The organism is Bradyrhizobium sp. YCK136 (genome assembly GCF_044570075.1).
In the GTDB taxonomy this organism is placed as follows: Bacteria; Pseudomonadota; Alphaproteobacteria; order Rhizobiales; family Xanthobacteraceae; genus Bradyrhizobium; species Bradyrhizobium diazoefficiens.
This window is the reverse complement of record NZ_CP172424.1, coordinates 8,073,856-8,096,154: the sequence shown is the minus strand read 5'-3', so window position 1 is coordinate 8,096,154 and position 22,299 is coordinate 8,073,856. Positions and strand designations below refer to the sequence as shown.

The following is a 22,299-nucleotide window of genomic DNA, read 5'->3' as shown; positions in this document are numbered from 1 at the left end:
GCCCAAGCTGCGGATCCTAGGTGGTCCAGGCTGCGGCGATCGCAGGTTAAGCTAGGCCGCGAGTAGACCGGCTAACTCGGCGGCGCTCCCTTTTCCTCGCCAAGCTCTTTGACCATCCGGACGATCTCGTGCGGATGGAAGGGCTTCCACACGATGCGGCTCCCGGGAACGGGACGTGAAGTGGCGGGAGAGAAGCCCGTGGCGTAGATGACCGGCAGTTCCGGATCCTGCTCGCGGAAGCGCTCCGCTAATTGCCATCCATCGACCTGTCCGGGTAGCCTGACGTCGGTGACCAGCACACCCGCGGCGTGGCGCTTGCACCAGGCCAGCGCTTCCTCCCCAGTGCTCGCGTGGATCACGTGATAGCCTGCCTCGCGCAGCGCTTCGACGATGAATTCGCGGATCAAAGGGTCGTCCTCGACAAGAAGTACGCTCGCTGGCGGCTCATATCCGATAGCATTTGTTCTCATGTCGAACGGCCAAAATGCGTAGCCGTTCCTGGGTAGCCCGCCGACGAGTATGACTGGAAGCCGGTTCTGGTGGTCTTATGATGGCTGCGGAAGTCCCCTTGAAGGCGGGCTCGTGGAGGCGTCAGGGTTTCGGAGTTGGTTGCGACGCGGGGCGGGACGGGCTGCGGTGCAGGGCGGTCGCGGGCTGCTGGGGAGGCGCGGCAGACGGCTGATCGTTTCCGCCGTAAGGGACACATGTACCGAGGTTGCTCAGCGGCCGCCCGGAGGTCACGTGCCTTCGGATACTCACGTCGCCGGTCGATGTTTGCTGCGGCCCATCGATCCCCTGCCTCGAACGCGTCAGCGTGGTGCTTTCGCATCTGCTTCTCGGCGGAGAGGCATCGATGGCGAAGGATCAGGCCTCTTGGAACGTAATTGGCCTCGCGGCTTTTCCTGGTATGAAGGGATGCAGCCGGCTCGCTGCCTATGTCTCGGTGGGGGTCTGCGAAGGAGGAGGTTTGATGAAAGCGACAGCTCTGGCGATGGCCATTTTCGCTGTCTCGGCCGCTTCGGTTTCGGCGCAGCCCGTAAGGTGGACGACCTACCGCATTCCACAGACCGGCACGTCGGTCGACTTCCCTTATTCGATCTTCACCGAAGAAGCGGGCCGGCCGGACGGTTACGGGCAACGCTTTCGAACTGCCGACGGCCGCGCCGACCTCACGATACAGGCTGCTCCCAACGTCGGGAGCGATTCGCCCGCTGTTTTCCTCGCGAAAAAAGGACTGCCGGCGCGCATTCAGTACAAGAGAGTGACGCCGCGGTTTTTTGCGGTTTCCAGCTACAAGGGCGACAAGGTCTGGTATGACCGCCGCAACTTCTCCGGCGGGTTGGTCCATTGCGTGCTGATCAATTATCCGGCCAGCGAAGAGCGCGCCTGGGATGGGATCGTTACGCGCATCAGCCTCTCGCTGAATGGCGGGTGATCCATCCGTCTTCGCGTCGGGCGACGGTTTCTGGAATCTTGGGCTCGGCGTTCGGCCAAGCCGGCCAAGAAGCCGGAGAAAGTATCGGCTGGCCAGAAGGAAATGCTGATGTCGATCACCGGGAAGAAGCCGGCGAAGGAAATGGCCGCCAAGAAGCCCTCGGCCAAGCCGCAGCGGAAGTCGGCCTGACCCCCTTGTAGGAGAGCCGCATGGATATGAAAGAAGCTTCGGCAATGACGGAACCCTCCGGGTTGACGGACGCTCAGGGCGGCATCGAGCGGGCATCGGAAGCTGGGCCGAGCGGCCGGGCGGAGCCGCGAGTATTTCAAAGGCACTCACCCCAATCGGACATGGCGGTGCGCTGGGCCGACCAGTTGCGCGAGGTGACCGTGAAAGCCCCCCTGCAGTCGCTCTTCGTCGCGTTCCTGCTGGGTCTCTGGGTCGCGCGCCGGCGCTAGGAAATCCGCGGGCCGGCACGCTCCATGGCCAGGAAGCTCAAGACATTTCGGACCTCGCTGGGCTTCTACGATCTTGCGATCGCGGCGCCCTCGATGAAGGCGCCGCTGGAGGCGTGGGGCGCCGACAGCAATCTCTTCCATCAGGGCGTCGCCAAGGAGACGGACGATCCGGATGTGGTCGCCGCGACGATGTCGAAGCCGGGCGTGGTCCTCACGCGGCCGGCGGGGTCGTCCGGACGTTTTGCCGAGCACTCCGATCTACCAATCAATCTGGAGTCCGGCGAGAACCGAATTCAGCGTGAAAAGCGTCGGCCTAAGCCGGCGAAGCGAACCGCTCCCAAGATCAGCGAGCGGGAAGAACGTTGGACAGCACGATGACCCAATCTTCCCGCATCAGGCCGTACAGGCCCAGAGGCCGAGCCCCAGCGTCAGTGCCGTCAGCATGCCGAGCGAAAGATCGTCCGTGGAATTGCGCGGCCAGGCTTTCCGAACCTGCGGAATGTAGGAGAGCGATGCAAGGAAAGCGGCGATGTTGCCGAGGTAGGTGGAGAGAGAGAGAGAGAGAGAGAGAGCCGGACATGGTCCGTCAACGGGGGCGACTAGCGGCCGTTCCTCGGCGCGAACGCTTGGCACCCAGAGAGCTGCCCCGCGTTATAGGATTCCCTGTTGAATTTCAGAGGATCGATGTCCCTTCTCACCGTGAAACCGACCAAGATCGACGAGAGGATCGCGCGGACGGTGGCGCGCAAGACTAACCGTTGTGCGGAAACGGTCGCCCGCGGGTTGACCTGGGGCGCCGACGAGAAAATCCTTCTGGCCTTGGCGGCAGCGGGTTGGATCCTGTCACGTACGCAAGGAGAGCCTTTGCGCCGCGCCGGCAATCATGCGCTGCTTGTGGCCGCTGCGGCCTCCGTGCTTCCGCACTTGTTGAAGTCGGTCTTCGACCAAACGCGTCCGGACCGGAAGACGGTGTTGGGGCATGTTCACGGGATCTCGTTTTCCGGCAAACGCGAAGACGCCTTTCCGTCGGGACACGCCCTGCACATGGGCGCGCTGGCATCGGCGGCGGGGCCACTTCCGGCAGGGCCCCGCCGGGCGATCCGCGCGCTGGCGGTGGGCCTCTGTCTGACGCGCATCGTCGTGCTGGCGCACTGGGCGAGCGACGTCGTCGCCGGCTTCGCCCTTGGTGCGGCGCTCGAACGAATGCTTCGCCTATGGACGGGCTATCCCGTCAAGGAGACAGATAATGCCGCTACTTGAGGACCTTAAGGAATACGCCGAACGCGCCACCGGTCTTCGTCGCCCGGGCAAGCGTCGGGCTTCCGAACTGCCTCGTCCGCGGAAGCCACACGTGGTCCGCTTTAGGGATGACGGCCTTGTGCCCAATCACCCGCGCTGGCCCCTGATGCTGTACCGAAGCGCCGTCAGACTCGACGAGCAGCACGATCCTGCGGCGGTGCTCGAAGACCTGTTCGAAGGCAACGGATGGGGGGATAGCTGGCGCGACGGCATCTACGACTATGTTCACTACCATTCGAGAATCCACGAGGTCCTCGGGATAGCGCGCGGCAAGGGGCGCGTCCGCTTCGGCGGCAACAAGGGGCGGACCTTCACGCTGAAGGCCGGCGACGTCGTAGTCCTGCCCGCTGGGACCGGCCATCAATGCCTGGCGGCGGACAAGGACTCTCTCGTCGTCGGCGCCTATCCGTCGGCAGGCACCTACGACGAGTGCACGACTGTCGAGGACCGTCCGCGCGCGCTGAAGACCATTCCGAAGGTACCGGTGCCGCGCAAGGACCCGGCCTATGGCGGCGCGGGGCCGCTCAAGAAGCTTTGGAAGAGGCCGAAATGACCGAGTACCTCATCCGTTTCCTGATCGGAGGCGCAGTCGTTTCGGCGTTCTCGATGTTGGGCGACGTGCTGAAGCCGAAGAGCTTCGCCGGCCTCTTCGGGGCGGCACCTTCGGTTGCGCTCGCGACACTGGGCATCGCGATTTATGAACATGGCGCCGTCTACGCCGGGGCCCAAAGCCTTTCCATGATGGCCGGCGCGGTCGCGCTGGTGGTCTACAGCATCCTGGTCTGCCAGCTCCTCATGCGCGCCCGGATGCGGGCGTTGCCGGCGACGATCGTCTCTATCGTCGTCTGGTTAGGCGCAGCCTTCGGTCTATGGGCGCTCGCGGGGGGGGGTACGCGCGAGGCTTCCGATGAAGGTCTCGCCCTCGTCGCTGCGGGAAGGGTGGTGGTACGAATACTTGGTGCGTTTCGGCCTAGGCGGCGCCGCCACCGCGGGAGCAACCGCCTGCCAAGCGAGGAGGTCCTCATCAACGATGAGCATGACACAGCTGAGTTGAGGCCAGCGAAGAGGCAGAGGACCCTAAACAATCCGCAAGGCGTTGCCGGCGAGCGGCAGCTGAGCGAGATCGCCAATTCAGGCGGCCAGCCGACACCGGCGCCTACCCATCATCACGGGATTGATCAGCAGTCGTTACGGAGCGTCGATCGAAGGTCTCTTTCTCGCGCTCCCGGCGATCTTCTGCGCCAGCGCGACCTTAATAGAGAAGCACGAACTCCGTCGCAAACGGGAGGCTGGTCTCGAAGGGAGGCGGCGAGGGCGGGAGGCCGCCGCGCTAGATGCCGCCGGTGCCGCACTGGGCGCTCTCGGTATGCTCGCCTTCGCCGCAGTGTTCTGGTTCCTCGTCGAGCGGAGCGTCGCAGGCGCATTCATCGGCGCTTCGCTGGCTTGGCTGACCGTGGCCGTCGCCGCCTGGTTCGTGCGCCGGCAGGTCCGCCTTGCCCGATTGGCACAACGAGACAGCGGCACCGCGTTGTCGCGGTGCCGCTGAAACCGCCTTGAAACTCGATCAGGCCGCGCTCGAAGCCTTGGCGTTGACGCCCTTGCGCGGCGCCACTGTGTTGAGCATGGTGCCGGCCGCCTTCTCTTCGTTCAGATTTGGTGAGGAAGCACACGATATCATCGTGACCAAGCTCCTCGGCCCGGGCGCTCAGCGAGCTGTTCGGAGTGCTCGACGGCCTGCACATTCGCGACGATGGCCTCGCTCTTCAACAGCGACTGGACAACAATCGCAATGATTCTGACAGGCGTCGCGCTTACATACGGCACGCGCGTGCTGGCACTATGGATGTTTGAGAAGGTCTGATCAGGCGCGGGATGGCGGCCATAAGCCAGACCGATAGAGCCACTTCGCCGGCTAATTTGGGGAGCGCTTTGGTAAGGAACTGTGTCGCTCTCCTGCGCGCCTTAATCGTGCCAACGGATGCTCGACTGTCTTTCAACGCTGGCGCTTGGCTCGTGTGCTTGCATCCAGGCGCTGCTTCGCAGCTTCAAGCAGAGTCTCATGCTCCATCGCGGAATGCGCCCTGGTCCTGTCGAATGCACTGCGAGTTAAGCGAACAATCTTGATAGGCTGTAGTTCTGTAAGGCCGTGGGGGCTTGCCTTCTCCTCGCTCGTGATTGGTCGATAGGCGAAGTCTGCCTTACCCCAAGGAAGAACGGACTTCCATGCGACGCGCCGGCCGTTTCGGTGTGGGATGCCCGTGAAGTCTTTAGGTCAGCTCAGGTGACGAAATCCCGGTTTAGTGCGCGACCTGCTTGCCGTCTTCACAAAATCGCCTTGGATGATACAACTCGGCGCCGTGTCGCCACATTCCGCGGCAACGATGCCGTCAAGCAAGCCGAAACTCGCTGCATGGGCCATTCGAGGCTGAGAGGCAGTTAGACGCGATGGCTGCAAACGCTCTGCATGTGCAAAGTGGAAGCCGGCCGCCGATTGTGCGATGCGTCAATCGAGTCGTCCGCAATGCCGCGATAAGCGCGGGCATTGCCTGCAGGCGATATCGTGTGCCCAGCAAACAACTGTTGGACGAAATGACTGACGAGATGCGGGTGCATCTCCGTGCGGAAAGCAGCCCTTTCAGTGGAACTCGACGAAAGCCTCGATGCCGGGGTTCCTATGATACGAGGTGAGATTGTTGGCACGCCGTATCTATTCGGGTCGACAAATGAACAGGGCGCAGCGCGCCCAGCAAGGCAATGACCAAGTGCCATAAAAATGAAATGGAGGACGAGCATATGAAGAAACGGTGGGGTTATTTGTCTTTGCCTGTGGTTGTTGCGATTGGTGCGACGTTTGCCGCGTCGTCAACCGTTGCCCAAACTGTGGATACCGCGCGCATCGAGACCGGCGGCCAGAACGACTGGCTGACTTATCACGGTTCCTATAAGTCTTATCACTACAGTCCCCTTTCGCAGATCAATACGAGCAATGTCGGTAACTTAAGCGTTGCCTGGATCCATATTCCGGGACGGTCCACCCGTGGCTTGCAGTCAATGCCGCTTGCGGCCGACGGCGTGCTCTACTACACGGGCTCTTACAGTCGAGTGTTTGCGCTGAACGGCGCGACAGGGGAGGTGATCTGGTCCTATTTCCCCGAACTTGACGAAGCCCTGATCGCGCGGCAGACGCACTCTCCCTATAATCGCGGCGCTGCGCTCGGAGAAGGCAAGGTCTACGTCGGCACGATGGATGGCCGGCTCATCGCGCTTGATATGAAGACTGGAAAGGTCGCCTGGGACACCAAGCTTATCGATTCCCAAAAGCTGACGGTCGGTTTCACCGGCGCGCCCCTCTATGCGAAGGGCACGGTGATCATTGGCGCGCAGGGCGGCGAATGGCCGGGCCGCGGCCCGATCTTTGCTGTCGATGCCGCCACAGGAAAGAAGAAATGGGAGTTCCTGACGGTTGCGGGCACCGACGAAGCCATGAAGACTTGGGGCAGTGACTCCTGGCGCACCGGCGGCGGCGGCGGCTGGATGCCAGGCACCTACGATTCCGAGACTAACACCATCTTGTGGGGCACCGCGAACCCGGCGCCGCTCTACGATTGGTCGGGCTCCGATTACAAGACGCAAGGCGCCCGCCCAGGTGACAATCTCTATACGACCTCAGTGATCGGTCTCGATCTCGATAGCGGCAAACTAAAGTTCTATCATCAGGAGCTGCCGCACGACGCATGGGACTTCGACAGCGCGGTCGGTGAGTTTGTAATGCTCGATCGCGACGGGCAGAAGCTCGTGGTGCACCCCAATAAGAGCGGCTACATCTTCGTCTATGACCGTAATTTGGGTATCAAGAATGTCTGGCGGATCACTCAGAACAGCAACTTCGTCAAGGATATCGATCCCAAGACAGGTGAGTTGATCGGCCGTCGCGACTTCTCCGCAGGCAAGGTCAATGAACCCCTCTGCCCGCATATTTCCGGCGGTGTCAGCTTCAACTCGGGTTCATACAATCCGAAGACGGGTCTATACTACAAGCTCGGCCAAGAATGGTGCATGACGCTCGAGGTCATGAAGACCACACCGGTGACCGCGCCCCAAGCCCAGCTCAACATCGGCGCCGACTTTAAGATCGCGCCTCCTCCGGGCGGCGAGATCTACGGTCATCTCGACGCGCGCGACCCGGTGACCGGAGTCAAGAAGTGGGAGGTTCGCTACCCCGAGCCGCCGCTTGGAAGCGTGCTATCGACCGGTGGCAATCTCGTCTTCGTGCCTGACTCGCGCGGCACCCTTCATGCTTACGACGCCGAGTCGGGTGCCGAGCTGTGGAGCCATTCCGACGGCACTGGCCACCAGGGCGGCATCGTCAGCTACGCCGTTAACGGCAAGCAATATGTCGCCGTGACCGCGGGCTTCGGCGGCATGGCGTCGGACGACTACGCGCCGACCTTCGGCGGCGTTTACAAGAGCATGCCGCGCGATGATGGCGCGCTCATCGTGTACAGCTTGAAATAGGGGTTTTCGGACAATCTGGCGGGGAGCGACAGAAGCTCGCTCCCCGTGCCTTGGAACGGTCAGGGCTAACGGAAAGTGGAGTTCTGCGTCATGAAATTGAGCTTGATGGCGCTGGCCACTTGGTTCGCATGTGCCACGCCTGTCTCCGCGCAGACGGATTCCGCTGCGCCGGACAACGGGAACTTCGATGTTAAGCAGCTGTTCGCAACGACCTGCGGCTGGTGTCATTCCGATGGCGGCCGCGCGGCGGGTAAGGGACCGCAGCTCATGAACACGACGCGCGATGACGATTTTATTCGCGACCGTATCAAGAACGGCAAACAAGGCGCGATGCCTGCATTCGATTCTACCTTCAGCGATGCTCAGATCGACCAAATCATCAAGTACATCCGGGAATTAAAGTCGCGAGAGGGATGAGCCGGCGAGTCAAACTCCATGCGCAAGGTACGCGGAACAGAACTGATCCTCCCGCTCATCATCGTGGCGGTGGCAGGTTTGCTGGGGCCGGCACGGGCTCGATCCCTCGAGACAATCCGCTCGGCCGGCGTACTTGGGTTATGTGCTCACCCGAACTCGCTTCCATTCGCGAGCAAAGCCGGGGATCCTCCCGGATTTCAGGTTGAATTGGGACAAGCACAGGCGCGGGAGCTCGGCGTCTCCCTGAGGCTTGATTGGATCATTACCCAGTACCAAATGCGTAGCGCTGGCTGTGACATTCTTCTCGATGTGATCGCCGACCGCGAGGCGCAAGGCGAAACTCACTTGAGGATCTCGAAACCGTACTATCGCACGGGCGTCGCGTTGGCCGTGCCATCCGCCAGCACGCTTACGTCGTTCAAGAGCCTCAACGAGCATACCAAGGTCGGGGTGCAGGTCGGGTCCGTCGCAGCCATGATAATTAGCCCGATCTATTCACGAGAGCACGGTCGTTCTTGACGTCTGACGGGGGCTGGCGGCTGGCGTGGGTGACCGTCCGGCCTTTTCTCACCGGGTTCTACATCAAGCTGTTTTGTAGGCGATGGAGGAGTGGGGCGGGTGAGCGGGCGCAGGCCCGGTCGGTTACGGACCGAGCGGGAGCAGCGCGCCGGGCAAGCCGCGGATCAGGTCGGCTTCGGGACATGCCGCGGCAAACGCAAGGCGAATGCGGCTCGTGGTCTCGACCACACGGGCAGCGAGTTTCAAGAGACGAAGACGCAGCGTCGCGAACTCGGCAGTGGCCAATTCCCGGGCTTTGGGAATGGCGTCGCGCACGGTCAGCATCAGCCAATAAGCGGCCGTATGGAGCACGAGACGGACCTGGTTGGCGAGCGCCGAACGGCAGCTGGTGCGGTCGGAGGCGAGCTGTGTCTTATGCAGCTTGATCAGATTCTCTGCTTGGCCGCGCGCGCAATACAGGCTGTCGTAGATCCACTCGGCCGAGCCGACATCGAGGCTGGTGACGACGAAACGGATGTCGAGGCCGAGCATCGTCGCCTCAATACGGGCGACGGTGCGCCGTTCGCGATCCCAGGACTTTGCCTTGTGGCGGGTCTCGGTATAGCCACGCAGAACCGGCAGGTTCTCGATGGCGCGTCGGGTGCGGATGTCGTCGGCGACCTCGTCGACTTTTCTGGCGAGAGGCTTGGTGCCGGACAGACCGAAGATGTAGTCGATGCCGTTGGTCTCGCACCACGCCATGGCCTCCGGCCGGGCATAGTGCCCGTCGCCACGGAACGTAATTCGCGTGTTGTGCCACCGCGTGCGGATATGCCGTACCAGGCGGCGCAGATGGGCACGCACCTCGACGCCGCCCGGCGTCTTGCCGGGCCGCAGCACGACGGCCACGGGCCGGCTCTTCTCCGTGTCGTAGACGTGGATCGGCAGAAAGCAGCGTTCGTCATAATGAGCGTTGAACAGCGAGAGCTGCTGATGGCCGTGGACGACGTCGCAGGTATCATCGATGTCGAGCGTGACGGATGCCGGCTCGTGGGGGTAGCTATCCATCCATGCGTCGACCAAAATGTAGGTCAGTCGGATCACGTCGCGCAGGCGCGGAGCATTCTCCAGCCGCGACAGCGTCGGCTGGGAACACAGATCCCGGCCCGTGTCCGGTAGGCGACCGCAGGCCAGCTTGAATGCCGGATCGGACCGCAGATGATCGAGGTCGTCGGCGTCCTCGTAGCCGCAGCAGATCGCGAACATGCGCGCGCGGAACATATCGACCAGGCTGTGCACGACCCGCGTCGGATCGCGCCGATCCGGGAACACCCGGGCCAGATTGTCGGCCAAGCCGAGACGCCGCTCGGCCATCGCCAGAAGCATCACGCCCCCGTTCGAGGTTAGGCGCCCACCATCGAAGGCAGCTGTGACTTTCTTGGCGTGAATGGCTGGAAACGAGAAGGGCGGAATCGTATCGTCGGTCATGGCGGGCGTGGCGTTCGCGGTTGGAGGTGATGGGGTTGGCTTCACAACCGAATCCTACGCCGTATCAGCGCTTTACACCACGCTCGCCAGCCTCTCGGGCGCCTCTTACGAATAAGACAGGTTAGTCAGCGGCACGTACCTACATCGACCTTTGGTTTCGAGAGCGACAGTCTCGAGGCCCTTTCGAATAACGAGATCGACGCCGCTGCGGTGACGCCCACCGTGGCGAGCTATTTCAATCTGACGCATCCCGACAAGGCGCTCCGCATCCTTGATCGCGACGAGAGCACGGTGGATCTCAACTGGAATGTCGCCGTCGGCATGGTTCGCCCTGATGATGCCTTACGCGAAGCCATGGATGGAGCTCTCGATCGGTTACGAACCGATGGCACCGTCGATCGGATATACAAGAGCTATGGCGTCGTACTGCAGGCACCAAGGTAGCCGAGCGTGCTGGCGCCACTCAGCAGACGCACTGTTTTGGGAGGGATCGCGGCCGGTGCCACGATGGGAATCGAGCCGGTTTCCGGTCGGGAACTGTGGAATATCGGTCTCCAACTCTACACCGTCCGCGACCCGCTGAAGGCCGACTTCGAAGGAACGCTGAGGAAAGTCGCGAATTTCGGGTACCGCGAGCTGGAGTTTGCCGGCATTCTCGGGAACGACCTGAGGCTCACCCGCAAGCTCCTGCGCAGCCTGGATCTCACCGCACCATCGCTGCATCTCGACTACGCCAGCCTGCGGAACAACGCCAACTCAGCATTCGACATCGCCCATTTGCTCGACAGCCGGTTCGTCGTTTGTCCCTGGCTGGACGTATCGGAAAGGCAAACACTCGATGATTGGCAGCGGATTTGTGACACTCTGAACACGATCGGTGAACTGGCGCAGCGTTCCGGGCTAACGCTTGCCTATCACACCCCGTGGGTCGGTCAAAATCCCCCGGGTATGGTCACTTGAAACTCCCCCACCTGATGATCGCCGTCAGCGCCGCTGAACAGCAGTAGCCGGTCAGGCAGGACGTTTATGTTCGACCCCTTTAGCCAGCAAGGGGCCGGGGAGTTGAACGTCTTGAAGCGACATCTGCAAAGCACCGTACTTACATTACTTGATCGCAACACCAGCCAGCGCGAGATTCACCGGCTGACGGGTGTCGATCGCAAGACGATCCGGCGTTATCAGGCGCTGCGGGCCGGTGCGGAGGCAAATTCCCCCGGGGAAGTGACCACCGGCTCGGTGAGCGCGGACGGCCAAATTCCTCCACCCCGACCACCGGCTTTTGGGACATCGGAAGCGACGGTCACCAGCAGCCTGGCCCGTTCGGCTTGCGAAGCGCATCGGACGTGGATCGAAGAACAGGTCCGGCTGAAGCGGAACGCGCAGGCGATTTACCAGGACCTGGTTGATCAATTTAGCTTTCCGTCCAGCTACCAGAGTGTCAAGCGGTTTGTGCGCCGGTTGCGGCACGCTGATCCTGAGCAGTTTGATCGTCTTGAGTTCCTCCCCGGCGAGGAAGCTCAGGTCGACTATGGCGAGGGCGCGCCGACGGTTGATCCGAAGAGCGGGCGGTACCGTCGTCCCCGCCTGTTCGTGATGACGCTACGCTACTCGCGGCGCAGCTTCCGGCGGGTAGTCTGGAAGTCCAGCCAACAAGTCTGGGCGCAGCTCCACGAAGAGGCGTTCCGGTATTTTGGCGGGGTCCCCAGCTATGTCGTGCTCGACAACCTGAAGGAAGGCGTCCTCAAGCCGGATTTGTACGAGCCCCAGCTCAACCCGATTTACAGCGCGATGCTGGCTCATTACGCCGTGGTCGCCGATCCCGCGCGCGTGGCCGATCCAAATCGGAAAGGATGCGTCGAGAATGCGATTCAACATACCCAGGGCACTGCGCTGGCCGGACGGCGCTTCGAGACGCTGGAGGCGCAAAACGAGTTCTTGAGGCACTGGGAGGAGAACTGGGCTTCCAAACGCATCCACGGCAGCACGCGCCGTCAGGTCGAGGCGATGTTCCAGGAAGAGAAGCCGCACCTGCGGCCGCTGCCTGTCGCTCCCTTCCGCATCTTCACCGAAGTCGTCCGGACTGTCTGCGACGACACCACCGTACGCGTCGACAACAGCTATTACGCCGCGCGGCCCGCGCCGATCGGCAGCCAGGTCGTCGTGCGCATCTACACCACCACGATCGAGATCCGTGATCGCCACACCCGTGCGCTGCTGCGTGTTCATTCCCGGATGGCGCACCCCGGTTCTGTCGTCCTGCCGACCAGCGAACGGCCGTTCAACCCGTCGCGGCAAACCGCCGTGCTGCTGGCGAGCGCCGAGCGCATCGGACCGCAGACCAGGGCCTTGTGCCAGCAGGTGTTCGACACCGAAGGGCGCCCCGGACAGCGCGCGATGTGGGGCATTGTCGGGCTGGGCCGGAAGTATCCGGCGCGGCTGGTCGAGCAGGCCTGCGCGCACGCCATCGACAACCGCATCTACCGCTACAAGCACGTGCGTGCGACCGTCGAGCGGTTGTTCGAACAGGCGATCGAGCAGGTTGGAGTGACGCCACAGCCGGCATCGCCGCTCACCCAGGATCATCCGCTGATCCGTACCCCCGCGGAATACGGCGACCTCTTCAGCCGCGCTGTGCGGCGCGACGCCGACGACAATGGTCGGCAGGCCGAGGCTCACGACGATCACGCCACGGCAATCCGCGCTCGTGTCGCCTGCGCAACCCCGGCCAACTCCGGCGCCACGAGCGCTCCCGCTGCACCTTCTCACCTTAAACTGGAGACCTAGCCACATGATGACCATGCCGGAAATTGAGCGTTGCCTACGACAGCTGCGCCTGTCGGGTGTCCGCGACACGCTGCAGACGCGCGTGCTCCAGGCGCAGGGCGCCAACCAGCCCTTCCTCGAGACCTTCTCCCTTATCCTGCAGGATGAACTGGACCGTCGTCAGTCCCGTCTTATCGAGCGGCGATACCAGCAATCCGGGCTCGACGAAAAGCTGACGCTCGCCGAGTTCGACTGGTCCTTCAATCCCAAACTGCCACGTCAGACCTGCTTCCAGCTCCACACCCTGGCGTTCATTGCCGCTGGCGAGAACGCTCTGCTTGTTGGCAAACCTGGCACCGGGAAGTCGCACATCGCCAAGGCGATTGCCTATCAGGCGATCCTGCAAAGCCACAAGGTCCAGTATCTTGAGACCGACGACTTCTTCCACCGCTACGCCCTGAACTCTCCGGCACAACGCGAGGTCCGGCTGCGAACCATCATCGACTGCGATCTCCTCGTGCTGGACGATCTATTCCTCGCACGCGCCATCCCCGACGACGCCGGCACTTTGCTGCAGACCCTGATCCATCAGCGTTACAAACTGCGCCGCAGCGTCATCGTCACCTCCAATCGCGTCGTGCAGGATTGGGGGGCATACCTTGGGGACAACACTATGAGCACGACGATCCTCGATCGCCTTATGCATCATTGCCATCTGCTTGAGTTCGACGGACGCAGCTATCGGCTCAAAGAAGCCGCTGAAGCTCTTGCCCGGGAAACAAACTCAAACTAACAGTCCCTTGTCCTGCCTCGCGGGTGGAGGAATTTGACTGACCACACCCGGAGGAATTTGAAGTGACCCGCGGGGCACAATCATGATTTTGAATTCGGGAACTTGGCAGGTGGCATCCAGCCATACGACGTTCTGCTCAGCCGCACCGATGAGCGCTTTGTCATGTTCGAGCTCGATGTTTACTGGGCAACCAAGGGACATCTCGATTCAGCGCGCGTCTTGAGAGGGCATCCATCGCGATTTCGCCTCCCGCACCTGAAGGACATGGCAAAGAACGGATCGACCATCGAACTTGGTCACGGTACGATTAACTTCGCCGAGATACTCGAAGCCGCCGCGGAGAGCGGTGTGCAACATGTTTTCGTCGAACAGGACGTTTCGGCTGATCCGATGCGGAGCATACAGACGAGCATCGCCTTCCTTAAGCGTCAGCGACTTCTGACGCGCAGCTCTGTTTTGCCACGTACACCTTGACGATTTCGACACCGGATTGTGATCCCTCGACTTCGGTGGAGGAGCTAAGATTGTGTTGCCGGCTATCCCCTTGCCGGTCCCAATCGAGAGGCTCAGCCCCAGCTTCGAAGGTCCGGAGCTGGGGCTATTCTCAGATCTCAGCTCTGGCATGCGCGATCGTCTTCATCGGCGCGACCACCGACTTCGCCGATACGCGAATGGTTCGGCTGAAGAATCGCGAAGGCAATGCTGACCTCGTGATGGCGTTGCCGTGCTCGAATCCGCGCCTGCACCCTTACGATCAGATCACGGCAGGTCGCTTCATAGAATACGAGGGCAAGCTCAAGAAACATGTTGAAGTCGGAGTGCAAGGCATCAGACGGTAATTTATTGCCGGGTCGAACGATCGCATTTGCGATACTTGACCCGGGTCCGTTCGATGGGGGAGTTTTGCAAAAAATTGCTGAAGATCTTTGCGTCGATGTTGATCGCCTTCCTCCCAGCGCTTGCTGTCGTCCAACCGGTGTGGGCGAAGCGTAAGTGGCATCCCATCTTGTGCGAAGTCAATGCTCTCTTGTTCTTGGTCCGACCGAAGCCCTTATCCGAATAGCCAGCGCCAGAAGCGTTGCCAGAAGTTTGCTGGTGTCTCTCCTGCGAAGAATTGATTTTTGGTCTCGCGCTCCCGGGTGCGCGCCGCAGCGATCTTGTCGTCCGACCATGGGACGTCCCAAGCAACTGCGTTCTGTCGTATCCAGTAAACCTATCAGACCTCCCTGGGCTTCTTCGATCTGGCGACCGCCGCTCCCTCCATGAAAGCGGTTCTGGAAGTCCGTTCACCAGGCTTGACCGGAAGTTGAAATGGACCCGCGGAGCGGGACCGGTTGAACCGGTTTGTTAGTTGGAAACGGATCGCTCCTGATCCCTTTCTATCACGCAGCCAGAGACTCTGTCTGCTGGAATTGCTGTGGGCATGTGGTCAACGCGTCAGCGTTGTCCACCATGTCCACAGCCTGCGCGGCCTGCATCCGTTCGCGCCAGACCGCCATCGGCGTGCGATAGCCGAGGGACTGATGAAGGCGACGATCGTTGTAGAAGGCGATCCAGCTCGCGATCCCTGCCTTGGCCTCGCGGCCGTCGGCATAGCCCTTGAGATAGATGTCCTCATGCTTGAGCGACCGCCACAGCCGCTCGATGAAGACATTGTCCATCCAACGACCGCGGCCATCCATGGAGATCTTGATCCCTGCGCCCACCAACGCGCCGGTGAAGGCCACGCTGGTGAACTGGCTGCCCTGGTCGGTGTTGAAAATCTCCGGCGTGCCGTACGTCGCCAGCGCCTCTTCCAGAGCCGCCACGCAGAACGAGACGTCCATCGTATTCGACAACCGCCACGCCAGAACCGCACGGCTCGCCCAGTCGATGATGGCGACGAGATAGAGAAAGCCGCGGCCGATGGGCAGATACGTGATGTCGGCCGCCCACACCTGGTTCGGCCGGTCGATCGTCATGTTGCGCAGCAGATAGGGATAGATCTTGTGGCCCGGCGCCGGCTTTGTCGTGTTCGGCTTCGGTCCCAGCGCCGCGATGCCCATCTTGCGCATCAACCGCTGCACGCGCTTGCGATTGACCTGAAGCCCCTCAGCCTTCAGCATCGCGGTCATTCGCCGCGAGCCCAGGAATGGCCAGGCGGTGAACAGCTCGTCGATCCGCTGCATCAGGGCAAGGTCGTTGTCGTTGGCCGGCTGTGGCGGCCGGTAGACCCCAGAACGGGCGATGCCAAGCAACATGCATTGCCGGCGGATCGACAGCGCCTGGTCGGCGCGATCGAGCATTCCTCGACGGTCCGGCGTGCTCATCTTCCGGACCTCCGCGCTAAAAAATCGCGCTCGACTGTCAGTTGTCCAATCTTGGCGTGCAGCTTCTCGATCTCGCGTTCGCGCGTTTCCTCGCTCTCGCGCCCGACACCCGCGTCAAAAGCCCGGGCCGCCTGGTCCAGCAGCTGCTTCTTCCAGGCATAGATCTGGTTCGGGTGAACCTCATAGCGCTGGGCCAGATCGGCCACCGTCGCCTGCTCCCGCACCGCTTCCAGCGCGATCTTTGCCTTCAACGCCGCGTCGATCTTCCGTCGTGTCTTCTTCGTCATCATGCCCTCCGTCTATCAAACGGAGCGGCCCTTTTCCAACTTAGCCTCTGGTCCCAAAACCGGGGTCCATTTCAAGTCCTCGGTGGCCTGTCAAACCGACGCGATTGACCTGAACTGCCCACCATCCTTGCGACGCGCACCGATGCACGCCAGCGTCGGGCTGGGAGAAGGGGCAGGTCGAGAACCAGGTCGGGCTGGTCAGGGAACGCTTCTTCACGCCGCGGCTGCGGTTCAAAAACCTCGACGAGTTAAACGCCTGGCTGCTCGACAAATGCATCGCTTACGCCAAGGCTCATCGCCATCCGGAACTGGTCGATCGGACGATCTGGGAAGTGTTCGAAGGCGAACGCCCCAAACTCGTTGCCTATGCCGGCCGCTTCGACGGCTTCCATGCGGTGACGGCGTCGGTCTCGAAGACCTGGTGCGCTTCGACAACAACAAGTACTCGGTCGCAGCATCGTTGCCGAGCACCCGGGATCCTTTGGCCGCGGCGATACCGTCTACGGCCCCTGGCATATGTGCCGGTGCTCGCCCGCAAACCCGGCGCCTTGCGCAACGGTGCTCCCTTCAAAGACTGGGTGCTGCCGGCCGCCATCGAGCGGATCCGGCGCAAGCTTGCCAGCACCTGCGAGCTGCGCAAGACGCTGGAAGCGACCCGTGCCCCCGTCAGCGCGTAGGCTCCAAGAGCGCGTGAACTACTTGGTACGCCTGCGGCGGCTCCTCGCCGCTGGCAAACAGCAGCGTGCCGGGCGAATTCAAGAGCATCGCCTTCACCGCATCGGCATCATGCGCATTCTGTGCCGCGATGAATTTCTCGAAGATGGCTCGTGCCTCGGCGTCATTCGCGGCAGCCTGCGCGCCTCCGACTGACCAGTACGTGGTGGCGAGAAACAGTGCCGCGGCCACCGCCGCAACATGACGGCGTCGTGAAGAACGTCGTGGCCTGACGTTGCTTGGAGACATCTCGGGTCGGATCATGTTCACCTCTGGTCATCTGCCGGCGGCATTTGAATGGTACTCATCATACCATTGATGGCTGCGTCGACGTTTTCAGAATTGCACGATCGGCGATAACCCTGACATCACGGAAACGTAGGCTTTGGGACGTCATAGGACGAAACAGGCAAGCTCTCGCCGCCAACAGCAAGTTGAGTTATCGTGCTGTGGCGTGAAGTAACCCGGATGAAGGTTGCCCATGAGCGTGTCCGTCATCGAACAGGCAAAGATCCAGGCCCAGGTGCTGGTGCCCTTGGTCAAGGCGCTCCAGGCCGAGCTCGGCGAGGCGCGCGCCAACGCGCTGGTGCGCAAGGCGCTCGGCGATCTCTATCGCGGCTTCGGCGAGGAGTTCTGGAAAGCCAAGAACGAGAGCGATCTCGGCAAGGCCGTATCGTCGGCGTTCGGGACCTATGCCCGCGACGATGCGCTCGCCTATGACGTGATCGAGCAGAGCCACGACGCCTTCGCGTTCGACGTCAAGCGATGCGCCTATGCCGAGTTCTACAAGGCGCTGGGCGAGCCGGAGCTCGGCTTTCTCCTGGTCTGCACCGCCGACTTCGCGACCGCGGAAGGGTTCGGCCCCGACGTCAGGCTCACGCGCACGCAGACGATCATGCAAGGCGCGCCGCATTGCGACTTCCGCTATCGGCGCGATACGGGCGGAACGTGATGAGAGCGACGCCTCTCACGCAGTTCCGTCTCTTGCCTCCAGCAGCAGATCCTTCAATCCGGTCGGATAGAGGCTGGGTCCGCCCTCCACGTCGAGATCGGCGAGGTCGAACCAGCGCGCGACGATCTGCTCGCCGTTATCCTCGCGGAAATCGATGCGGTCCTGTCCGCTGAACGCGCCGTCGGGAAACGCGACCTCGGCGATGAACATCACCTCGTGCCCGGTCTCTCCCTCATGCGCAAAAATGTTCTCCATCACCAGTGGTTCGCCCGTGATGGCAATGTCGATGCCGAGCTCTTCGCAAAATTCCCGCACGAGCGCCGCCCGCCAGCTCTCGCCGAACTCGATCTCGCCGCCGAGCGGACGGACGCCCTTGATCCGGCCCGCATCGTCGCGCACCTCGGCCGCCAGCAGCCGCCCGTCCCGCCAGTGCAGGCCGGTCGCGACGACGCGGATATGGGGGTGAGGACGCCATTTGGTCATGCAGCATCGATAATCCCTGTCGCACCTGCGCGCAACGATGAACGCCCTCATCGACCGGCGCCAGAACGGCCTGCCCGAGACGACGGACTTCAATGCAGCTGCGCGCTGACGCTTATCTATCGCCGTGCCATTTCTGCGCGGGCGCCGCAATGTCCGGCAGGTGCAGGAGATTGATCGCGCGGCAGGCGATCTGATCGACGATCTCGGCCAGCGACTGCGGCTTCAGATAGAAGGCCGGCAGCGGCGGCGCGATGATCGCGCCGATCTCGGTGGCCTGGACCATCGCGCGGAGATGGCCGAGATGCAGCGGGCTCTCGCGCACCAGCAGCACCAGGCGCCGTCGTTCCTTGAGCTGCACGTCAGCGGCGCGCACGAGAAGATTGTCGAGCTGTCCGAAGGCAACCGCCGACAGCGTCCGGATCGAGCACGGCGCCACGATCATGCCGCCGACTGGAAACGAGCCGCTGGCGATGCTGGCGCCGATGTCCGAAACCGCATGGTCGCGGAAGGCGAGGGCGCGCAGGCGCGGCAGCGCCGAAGGGCCGACCTCCTCGGCGAGCGTACGCTCGGCTGCGGGCGAGATCACCAGATGCACCGCACAGCGTGGATTCTCCGCCAGCCGCTCGACGATGCGCACGCCGATGGCCGCGCCCGAGGCAACGCTGATGCCGACGATCACGCCCTGACGCTCGCTCATGCGGGCTCGCGTAGCTGCAGCCCGCCGATCCCGCCGAGGCCGAGCGCCGGCCACATCGCATCGACTTTGGCGATCACGGCGGGATCCATCGCCAGCGGCTCGCCCCATTCCCGCTCCGTCTCCGGCGGGATCTTCGTGGTGGCGTCGATCCCTAGCTTGCCGCCGAGGCCGGATTTCGGCGAGGCGAAGTCGAGATAGTCGATCGGCGTGTCGGAGAGCGCCACGAGATCACGCGAGCTGTCGCTCCGCGTCGCCACCGCCCACATCACCTCGCGCCAGTCGCGAATGTCGATGTCGTCGTCGACCACGATCAATAGTTTGGTGTAGCTGAACTGCGGCAGCATCGACCACAGGCCCAGCATCAGCCGCCGTGCCTGGCCGGGATAGCGCTTTTTGATCGATGCGATCGCGACCCGGTAGGAGCAGGTCTCGGGCGGCAGCCAGCAGTCGGTCACCTCGGGGAATTGCTGCCGGATCAGCGGCACGAACAGCCGGTTCAGGGCCTCGCCGATCCGGGACGGCTCGTCCGGCGCGCGGCCCGTGAAGGTCGACAGATAGATCGGCTGTTGCCGCGACGTGATGGCGGTGACGCGCAGCACCGGAAACTGCTCGACCGAATTGTAGTAACCGGTGTGATCGCCATAGGGACCTTCGGCCGCCGTCTCGGTCGCCGAGACAAAGCCCTCGATGACGATCTCGGCCGTGGCAGGGACCTCGAGCGGTACGGTGAGGCAGGGCGTCAGCTCGGGCCGCTCACCGCGCAGGATGCCCGCGAAGCGCAGCTCGGAGATCGTCTCGGGCAGTGGCATTACCGCGGCAAGGATGGTCGCGGGGTCGGCGCCGATGACGATTGCGACCGGCATGTCGCGCCCTACGGCCTTCCATTGCTGATGATGCCGGGCGCCGCCGCGATGGGCGAGCCAGCGGACGATGGCGCGGTCGCGGCCGAGGATCTGCATGCGATAGACGCCGACATTCTCCTCCTGGTCGGCGGCCGGCGATGCCGGCGGCGCGGTGATGACCAGTGTGGCCAGGTGATCAATGGGGCAGGCTCGCCCGGCCAGCAGATCTGCGCCGGCAGTTTCGTCAGATCGATGTCCTCGCCCATGGCGGCGCGATCCTGCACCGGCGCGGCTGCGCGCGAGCGCGGCCGGGTCGCAAGCGCGGCGCGGGCCAGCGGCAGCTTGCGCCAGGCGTCCCGAACGCCGTGCGGGGGGCGCGGTGCGCGCAACTCGGCCATCATCGCGCCGAGCTCTTCGAGCCGGTCAGGCGTGATGCCCATGCCCCACGCGGTCCGCTCCACCGTGCCGAACAGATTGGTCAGGAGCGGCATGCCGGATGGTAGGCCGTCGGCCCTGATCGGCCGTTCGAACAATAGTGCCGGTCCGTGCTCGCCGATGACGCGCCGGTGAATCTCCGTGATCTCATGGACCACGGAGACCGGTTCGCGAATGCGTCGCAATTGTCCCTTGCCTTCGATGAAGCGCAGGAAGTCGGATAATTCGCGGAAGCGCGGAACGTCGCGTTGCAAGCGGACAATCTCCTGAAAGGAGCAGAAGCTAGCCGGAGCGATTTCGCTCCTCATTGTTCCCGCTCAAATACATTCGCGCGCAATCGGCTCAGATATGTCCCATGAGTCATTCGTCCCTCGCGTCCGGCCCGTTGCCGACAATCCCGCCGCTTCTCGCGCTCGCGCTGCGTCCCTTGCCCCTGCTGCCGCTGCAACTCGTTCTCGGTGGGTTCCTGGAGCGGATCCTGAGGCGCAATCCCGGCCTGCTCGACAGGCTCGGCGAACATCGCCGTGCACGGTTCGGAATCAAGCCGACCGACTTGCCGTTCGCGTTCATCGTCGAGGCCGCGCCAGCGCGATTGTCGGTGGTGCGCGAATTGCCATCCGGCTTGGACGCCTGCGTCTCCGCCTCGCTCGCGAACCTGCTGGCCCTGGTCGAGGGCAGGGTCGACGGCGATGCGCTGATGTTCTCGCGCCAGCTCGGAATCGAGGGCGACATGGAGGCGGTGCTGGCCTTGCGTAACGCGATCGACGATGCGCGGCTCGATCTGGCCGCAGAGCTGGCGTCCCTGTTCGGTCCGCTGGGCGAGCCGGCCAGGCGTTCGTTCGAGCACGCGCGGGACAGGTTGACCGGCGCGTCCCGGGAGCGGACGTGATGGAGCTGATCTGTCCCGCCGGCACGCCGGCCGCGCTGCGGAGCGCCATCGATGCGGGCGCGGACGCCGTCTATTGCGGCTTCAACGACGAGACCAATGCGCGCAATTTTCTCGGGCTGAACTTCAGCCGCGACGAGCTGCGCAAGGGGATCGCCTTTGCCCACGGACGCGGCGCGCGCATCCTCGTCGCTATCAACACCTTTCCGCGGGCGTCGTCCGTGGCACTCTGGCAACGGGCGGTGGACGATGCCGTCGATGCCGGTGCGGACGCGCTGATCGTCGCCGACATCGGCTTGATGGATTATGTCGCAAGGCGCCATCCGAACCAGCGCCTGCATGTCTCGGTGCAGGCGGCGGCCGCGAACCCCGACGCCATCGCCTTCTATGTCGAGACGTTCGGAGCGCGCCGCGTCGTGCTGCCGCGCGTGCTCAGCGTTTCGGAGATCGCCGAGATCGCCCGCGAGACGACATGCGAGACCGAGGTGTTCGTGTTCGGCGGCCTTTGCGTGATGGCCGAAGGGCGCTGCTCCCTGTCGTCCTATGCCACCGGAAAATCGCCGAACATGCAGGGCGTCTGCTCGCCGGCAAGTCACGTGGCCTATGAGGAGACCGCGAAAGGAACGACATCCCGGCTCGGCGGCTTCACCATCAACCGCTTCGCTCCCCAGGAAGCCGCGGGCTATCCGACCCTTTGCAAGGGGCGCTTCTCGACGGCGCTTGGTGACGGCTACATTTTCGAGGATCCGGTCAGCCTCGACGCCACGACGCTGCTCGGCGGATTGCGGAGCGCCGGCGTGGCCGCGCTGAAGATCGAGGGACGCCAGCGCGGACGCGCCTATATCGAGAGCGTGGTCCGTCACTTCCGCCGCGCGCTCGATACGCTGGAGGATGGAAGCGAAGCCGATATCGTGAGCCTGAAGCCGTTCACCGAAGGCCAGGCCTCCACGCTCGGCGCCTATCGCAAGACATGGCGATGATCGTTGGGCGATGACTGGTGAAGCGAGGGCTGGCGGTCCAGCCATGAA

The 22,299-nt window shown here is 62.9% G+C and carries 22 protein-coding genes and 7 pseudogenes; 19 read left to right on the top strand and 10 right to left on the bottom strand.

Annotation, left to right across the window (positions count from 1 at the left end; all coding sequences use genetic code 11):
- Positions 1 to 71: 71 nt before the first annotated feature.
- Positions 72 to 407 carry a response regulator transcription factor gene (locus tag ACFLEY_RS39080; RefSeq protein WP_249163482.1) on the bottom strand — a complete coding sequence of 112 codons (336 nt, stop codon included), beginning with the start codon at positions 405 to 407 and terminating at the stop codon, positions 72 to 74.
- A 563-nt stretch (positions 408 to 970) separates the two neighbouring features.
- On the opposite strand from ACFLEY_RS39080, the gene ACFLEY_RS39075 reads away from it, so the two are divergent.
- The 3 genes from ACFLEY_RS39075 to ACFLEY_RS39065 all read left to right on the top strand — a co-directional run bounded on the left by ACFLEY_RS39075 (position 971) and on the right by ACFLEY_RS39065 (position 2,271).
- Positions 971 to 1,435, top strand: a complete 465-nt coding sequence (locus ACFLEY_RS39075) for a hypothetical protein (protein WP_060909050.1) — start codon at positions 971 to 973, stop codon at positions 1,433 to 1,435.
- Positions 1,436 to 1,644: 209 nt separating this feature from the next.
- Entirely contained in the window at positions 1,645 to 1,893 is a 249-nt protein-coding gene (locus tag ACFLEY_RS39070) for a hypothetical protein (protein ID WP_060909049.1), read from the top strand.
- Positions 1,894 to 1,917: 24 nt separating this feature from the next.
- Positions 1,918 to 2,271: a hypothetical protein gene (locus ACFLEY_RS39065; RefSeq protein WP_060909048.1), complete on the top strand. Its 354-nt coding sequence runs from the start codon at positions 1,918 to 1,920 to the stop codon at positions 2,269 to 2,271.
- A gap of 15 nt (positions 2,272 to 2,286) precedes the next feature.
- On the opposite strand, the gene ACFLEY_RS39060 is transcribed toward ACFLEY_RS39065, so the two are convergent.
- Positions 2,287 to 2,526: a PQ-loop domain-containing transporter gene (locus tag ACFLEY_RS39060; protein WP_396604384.1), complete on the bottom strand. Its 240-nt coding sequence runs from the start codon at positions 2,524 to 2,526 to the stop codon at positions 2,287 to 2,289.
- Positions 2,527 to 2,577: 51 nt separating this feature from the next.
- Between ACFLEY_RS39060 and ACFLEY_RS39055 the strand changes: the two genes are divergently transcribed.
- The 4 genes and pseudogenes from ACFLEY_RS39055 to ACFLEY_RS39040 all read left to right on the top strand — a co-directional run.
- The gene (locus tag ACFLEY_RS39055) at positions 2,578 to 3,153 is read left to right on the top strand and encodes a phosphatase PAP2 family protein (protein ID WP_211434416.1); all 576 of its coding nucleotides are present in this window, start codon (positions 2,578 to 2,580) and stop codon (positions 3,151 to 3,153) included.
- Positions 3,140 to 3,745, top strand: coding sequence for a cupin domain-containing protein (locus tag ACFLEY_RS39050; RefSeq protein WP_038967327.1), 606 nt, complete (start codon positions 3,140 to 3,142; stop codon positions 3,743 to 3,745). Before ACFLEY_RS39055 ends, ACFLEY_RS39050 begins: the two co-directional genes overlap by 14 nt.
- Positions 3,742 to 4,083, top strand: a pseudogene (locus ACFLEY_RS39045) (DUF3147 family protein); the annotation flags it as partial. The gene ACFLEY_RS39050 and the pseudogene ACFLEY_RS39045, both read left to right, overlap by 4 nt.
- Positions 4,084 to 4,354: 271 nt before the next feature.
- Positions 4,355 to 4,738: pseudogene (locus ACFLEY_RS39040) on the top strand (hypothetical protein); the annotation flags it as partial.
- A gap of 18 nt (positions 4,739 to 4,756) precedes the next feature.
- Here ACFLEY_RS39040 and ACFLEY_RS39035 read toward each other — a convergent pair.
- A pseudogene (locus ACFLEY_RS39035) lies at positions 4,757 to 4,947 on the bottom strand (DUF892 family protein); the annotation flags it as partial.
- A 1,038-nt stretch (positions 4,948 to 5,985) separates the two neighbouring features.
- Between ACFLEY_RS39035 and ACFLEY_RS39030 the strand changes: the two are divergent.
- The 3 genes and pseudogenes from ACFLEY_RS39030 to ACFLEY_RS39020 form a co-directional block, all read left to right on the top strand.
- Positions 5,986 to 7,707, top strand: coding sequence for a PQQ-binding-like beta-propeller repeat protein (locus ACFLEY_RS39030; protein ID WP_038967340.1), 1,722 nt, complete (start codon positions 5,986 to 5,988; stop codon positions 7,705 to 7,707).
- A gap of 90 nt (positions 7,708 to 7,797) precedes the next feature.
- Positions 7,798 to 8,124: a cytochrome c gene (locus ACFLEY_RS39025; protein WP_249163484.1), complete on the top strand. Its 327-nt coding sequence runs from the start codon at positions 7,798 to 7,800 to the stop codon at positions 8,122 to 8,124.
- Positions 8,125 to 8,142: 18 nt separating this feature from the next.
- Positions 8,143 to 8,610, top strand: a pseudogene (locus tag ACFLEY_RS39020) (ABC transporter substrate-binding protein); the annotation flags it as partial.
- A 156-nt stretch (positions 8,611 to 8,766) separates the two neighbouring features.
- Here the strand turns inward: ACFLEY_RS39020 and ACFLEY_RS39015 are convergent.
- Positions 8,767 to 10,110, bottom strand: coding sequence for an IS1380-like element ISBdi2 family transposase (locus ACFLEY_RS39015; RefSeq protein WP_039183842.1), 1,344 nt, complete (start codon positions 10,108 to 10,110; stop codon positions 8,767 to 8,769).
- Between the two features lie 120 nt (positions 10,111 to 10,230).
- On the opposite strand from ACFLEY_RS39015, the pseudogene ACFLEY_RS39010 reads away from it, so the two are divergent.
- The 5 genes and pseudogenes from ACFLEY_RS39010 to ACFLEY_RS38990 all read left to right on the top strand — a co-directional run.
- Positions 10,231 to 10,554: pseudogene (locus ACFLEY_RS39010) on the top strand (substrate-binding periplasmic protein); the annotation flags it as partial.
- Between the two features lie 6 nt (positions 10,555 to 10,560).
- Positions 10,561 to 11,070: a sugar phosphate isomerase/epimerase family protein gene (locus ACFLEY_RS39005; protein WP_396604383.1), complete on the top strand. Its 510-nt coding sequence runs from the start codon at positions 10,561 to 10,563 to the stop codon at positions 11,068 to 11,070.
- A gap of 66 nt (positions 11,071 to 11,136) precedes the next feature.
- Positions 11,137 to 12,894 carry an IS21-like element IS1631 family transposase gene (gene istA / locus ACFLEY_RS39000; protein WP_129557431.1) on the top strand — a complete coding sequence of 586 codons (1,758 nt, stop codon included), beginning with the start codon at positions 11,137 to 11,139 and terminating at the stop codon, positions 12,892 to 12,894.
- 4 nt (positions 12,895 to 12,898) lie between these two features.
- The gene (istB, locus tag ACFLEY_RS38995) at positions 12,899 to 13,666 is read left to right on the top strand and encodes an IS21-like element IS1631 family helper ATPase IstB (protein ID WP_038952109.1); all 768 of its coding nucleotides are present in this window, start codon (positions 12,899 to 12,901) and stop codon (positions 13,664 to 13,666) included.
- Positions 13,667 to 13,768: 102 nt separating this feature from the next.
- Positions 13,769 to 14,140 carry a sugar phosphate isomerase/epimerase family protein gene (locus ACFLEY_RS38990; RefSeq protein ID WP_396604382.1) on the top strand — a complete coding sequence of 124 codons (372 nt, stop codon included), beginning with the start codon at positions 13,769 to 13,771 and terminating at the stop codon, positions 14,138 to 14,140.
- A 137-nt stretch (positions 14,141 to 14,277) separates the two neighbouring features.
- On the opposite strand, the gene ACFLEY_RS38985 is transcribed toward ACFLEY_RS38990, so the two are convergent.
- Together ACFLEY_RS38985 and ACFLEY_RS38980 are read right to left on the bottom strand one after the other, a co-directional pair.
- A complete protein-coding gene (locus ACFLEY_RS38985; RefSeq protein WP_171901138.1) occupies positions 14,278 to 14,472 on the bottom strand; it encodes a hypothetical protein in 195 nt (64 codons plus the stop codon).
- Positions 14,473 to 15,048: 576 nt separating this feature from the next.
- Positions 15,049 to 16,262, bottom strand: a protein-coding gene (locus tag ACFLEY_RS38980; protein WP_244433177.1) for an IS3 family transposase whose coding sequence is annotated in 2 segments (ribosomal slippage) — positions 15,049 to 15,986 and positions 15,986 to 16,262 — 1,215 coding nt in all. Because the reading frame shifts where the segments join, the coding sequence is not laid out codon by codon here.
- 116 nt (positions 16,263 to 16,378) lie between these two features.
- Between ACFLEY_RS38980 and ACFLEY_RS38975 the strand changes: the two are divergent.
- Positions 16,379 to 16,894: pseudogene (locus tag ACFLEY_RS38975) on the top strand (IS21 family transposase); the annotation flags it as partial.
- Between the two features lie 34 nt (positions 16,895 to 16,928).
- On the opposite strand, the gene ACFLEY_RS38970 reads toward ACFLEY_RS38975, so the two are convergent.
- On the bottom strand, positions 16,929 to 17,240 hold the full coding sequence (locus tag ACFLEY_RS38970; protein WP_249163638.1) for a hypothetical protein: 312 nt from the start codon (positions 17,238 to 17,240) through the stop codon (positions 16,929 to 16,931).
- Positions 17,241 to 17,457: 217 nt separating this feature from the next.
- On the opposite strand from ACFLEY_RS38970, the gene ACFLEY_RS38965 reads away from it, so the two are divergent.
- Positions 17,458 to 17,928: an L-2-amino-thiazoline-4-carboxylic acid hydrolase gene (locus tag ACFLEY_RS38965; RefSeq protein WP_011090359.1), complete on the top strand. Its 471-nt coding sequence runs from the start codon at positions 17,458 to 17,460 to the stop codon at positions 17,926 to 17,928.
- A 15-nt stretch (positions 17,929 to 17,943) separates the two neighbouring features.
- Here the strand turns inward: ACFLEY_RS38965 and ACFLEY_RS38960 are convergent, their stop codons facing one another.
- The 3 genes and pseudogenes from ACFLEY_RS38960 to ACFLEY_RS38950 all read right to left on the bottom strand — a co-directional run bounded on the left by ACFLEY_RS38960 (position 17,944) and on the right by ACFLEY_RS38950 (position 20,693).
- Complete coding sequence (locus ACFLEY_RS38960) at positions 17,944 to 18,411, bottom strand: NUDIX hydrolase (protein WP_038967328.1); 468 nt, start codon at positions 18,409 to 18,411, stop codon at positions 17,944 to 17,946.
- Positions 18,412 to 18,523: 112 nt separating this feature from the next.
- Entirely contained in the window at positions 18,524 to 19,108 is a 585-nt protein-coding gene (locus tag ACFLEY_RS38955; RefSeq protein ID WP_060909041.1) for a UbiX family flavin prenyltransferase, read from the bottom strand.
- A pseudogene (locus ACFLEY_RS38950) lies at positions 19,105 to 20,693 on the bottom strand (UbiD family decarboxylase). Before ACFLEY_RS38950 ends, ACFLEY_RS38955 begins: the two are co-directional and overlap by 4 nt.
- On the opposite strand from ACFLEY_RS38950, the gene ACFLEY_RS38945 reads away from it, so the two are divergent.
- Together ACFLEY_RS38945 and ACFLEY_RS38940 are read left to right on the top strand one after the other, a co-directional pair.
- Entirely contained in the window at positions 20,693 to 21,274 is a 582-nt protein-coding gene (locus tag ACFLEY_RS38945; RefSeq protein WP_236842140.1) for an SCP2 domain-containing protein, read from the top strand. The pseudogene ACFLEY_RS38950 and the gene ACFLEY_RS38945 sit on opposite strands and share 1 nt — an antisense overlap.
- Positions 21,274 to 22,251: a peptidase U32 family protein gene (locus ACFLEY_RS38940; protein ID WP_396604995.1), complete on the top strand. Its 978-nt coding sequence runs from the start codon at positions 21,274 to 21,276 to the stop codon at positions 22,249 to 22,251. Before ACFLEY_RS38945 ends, ACFLEY_RS38940 begins: the two co-directional genes overlap by 1 nt.
- Positions 22,252 to 22,299 lie beyond the last annotated feature (48 nt).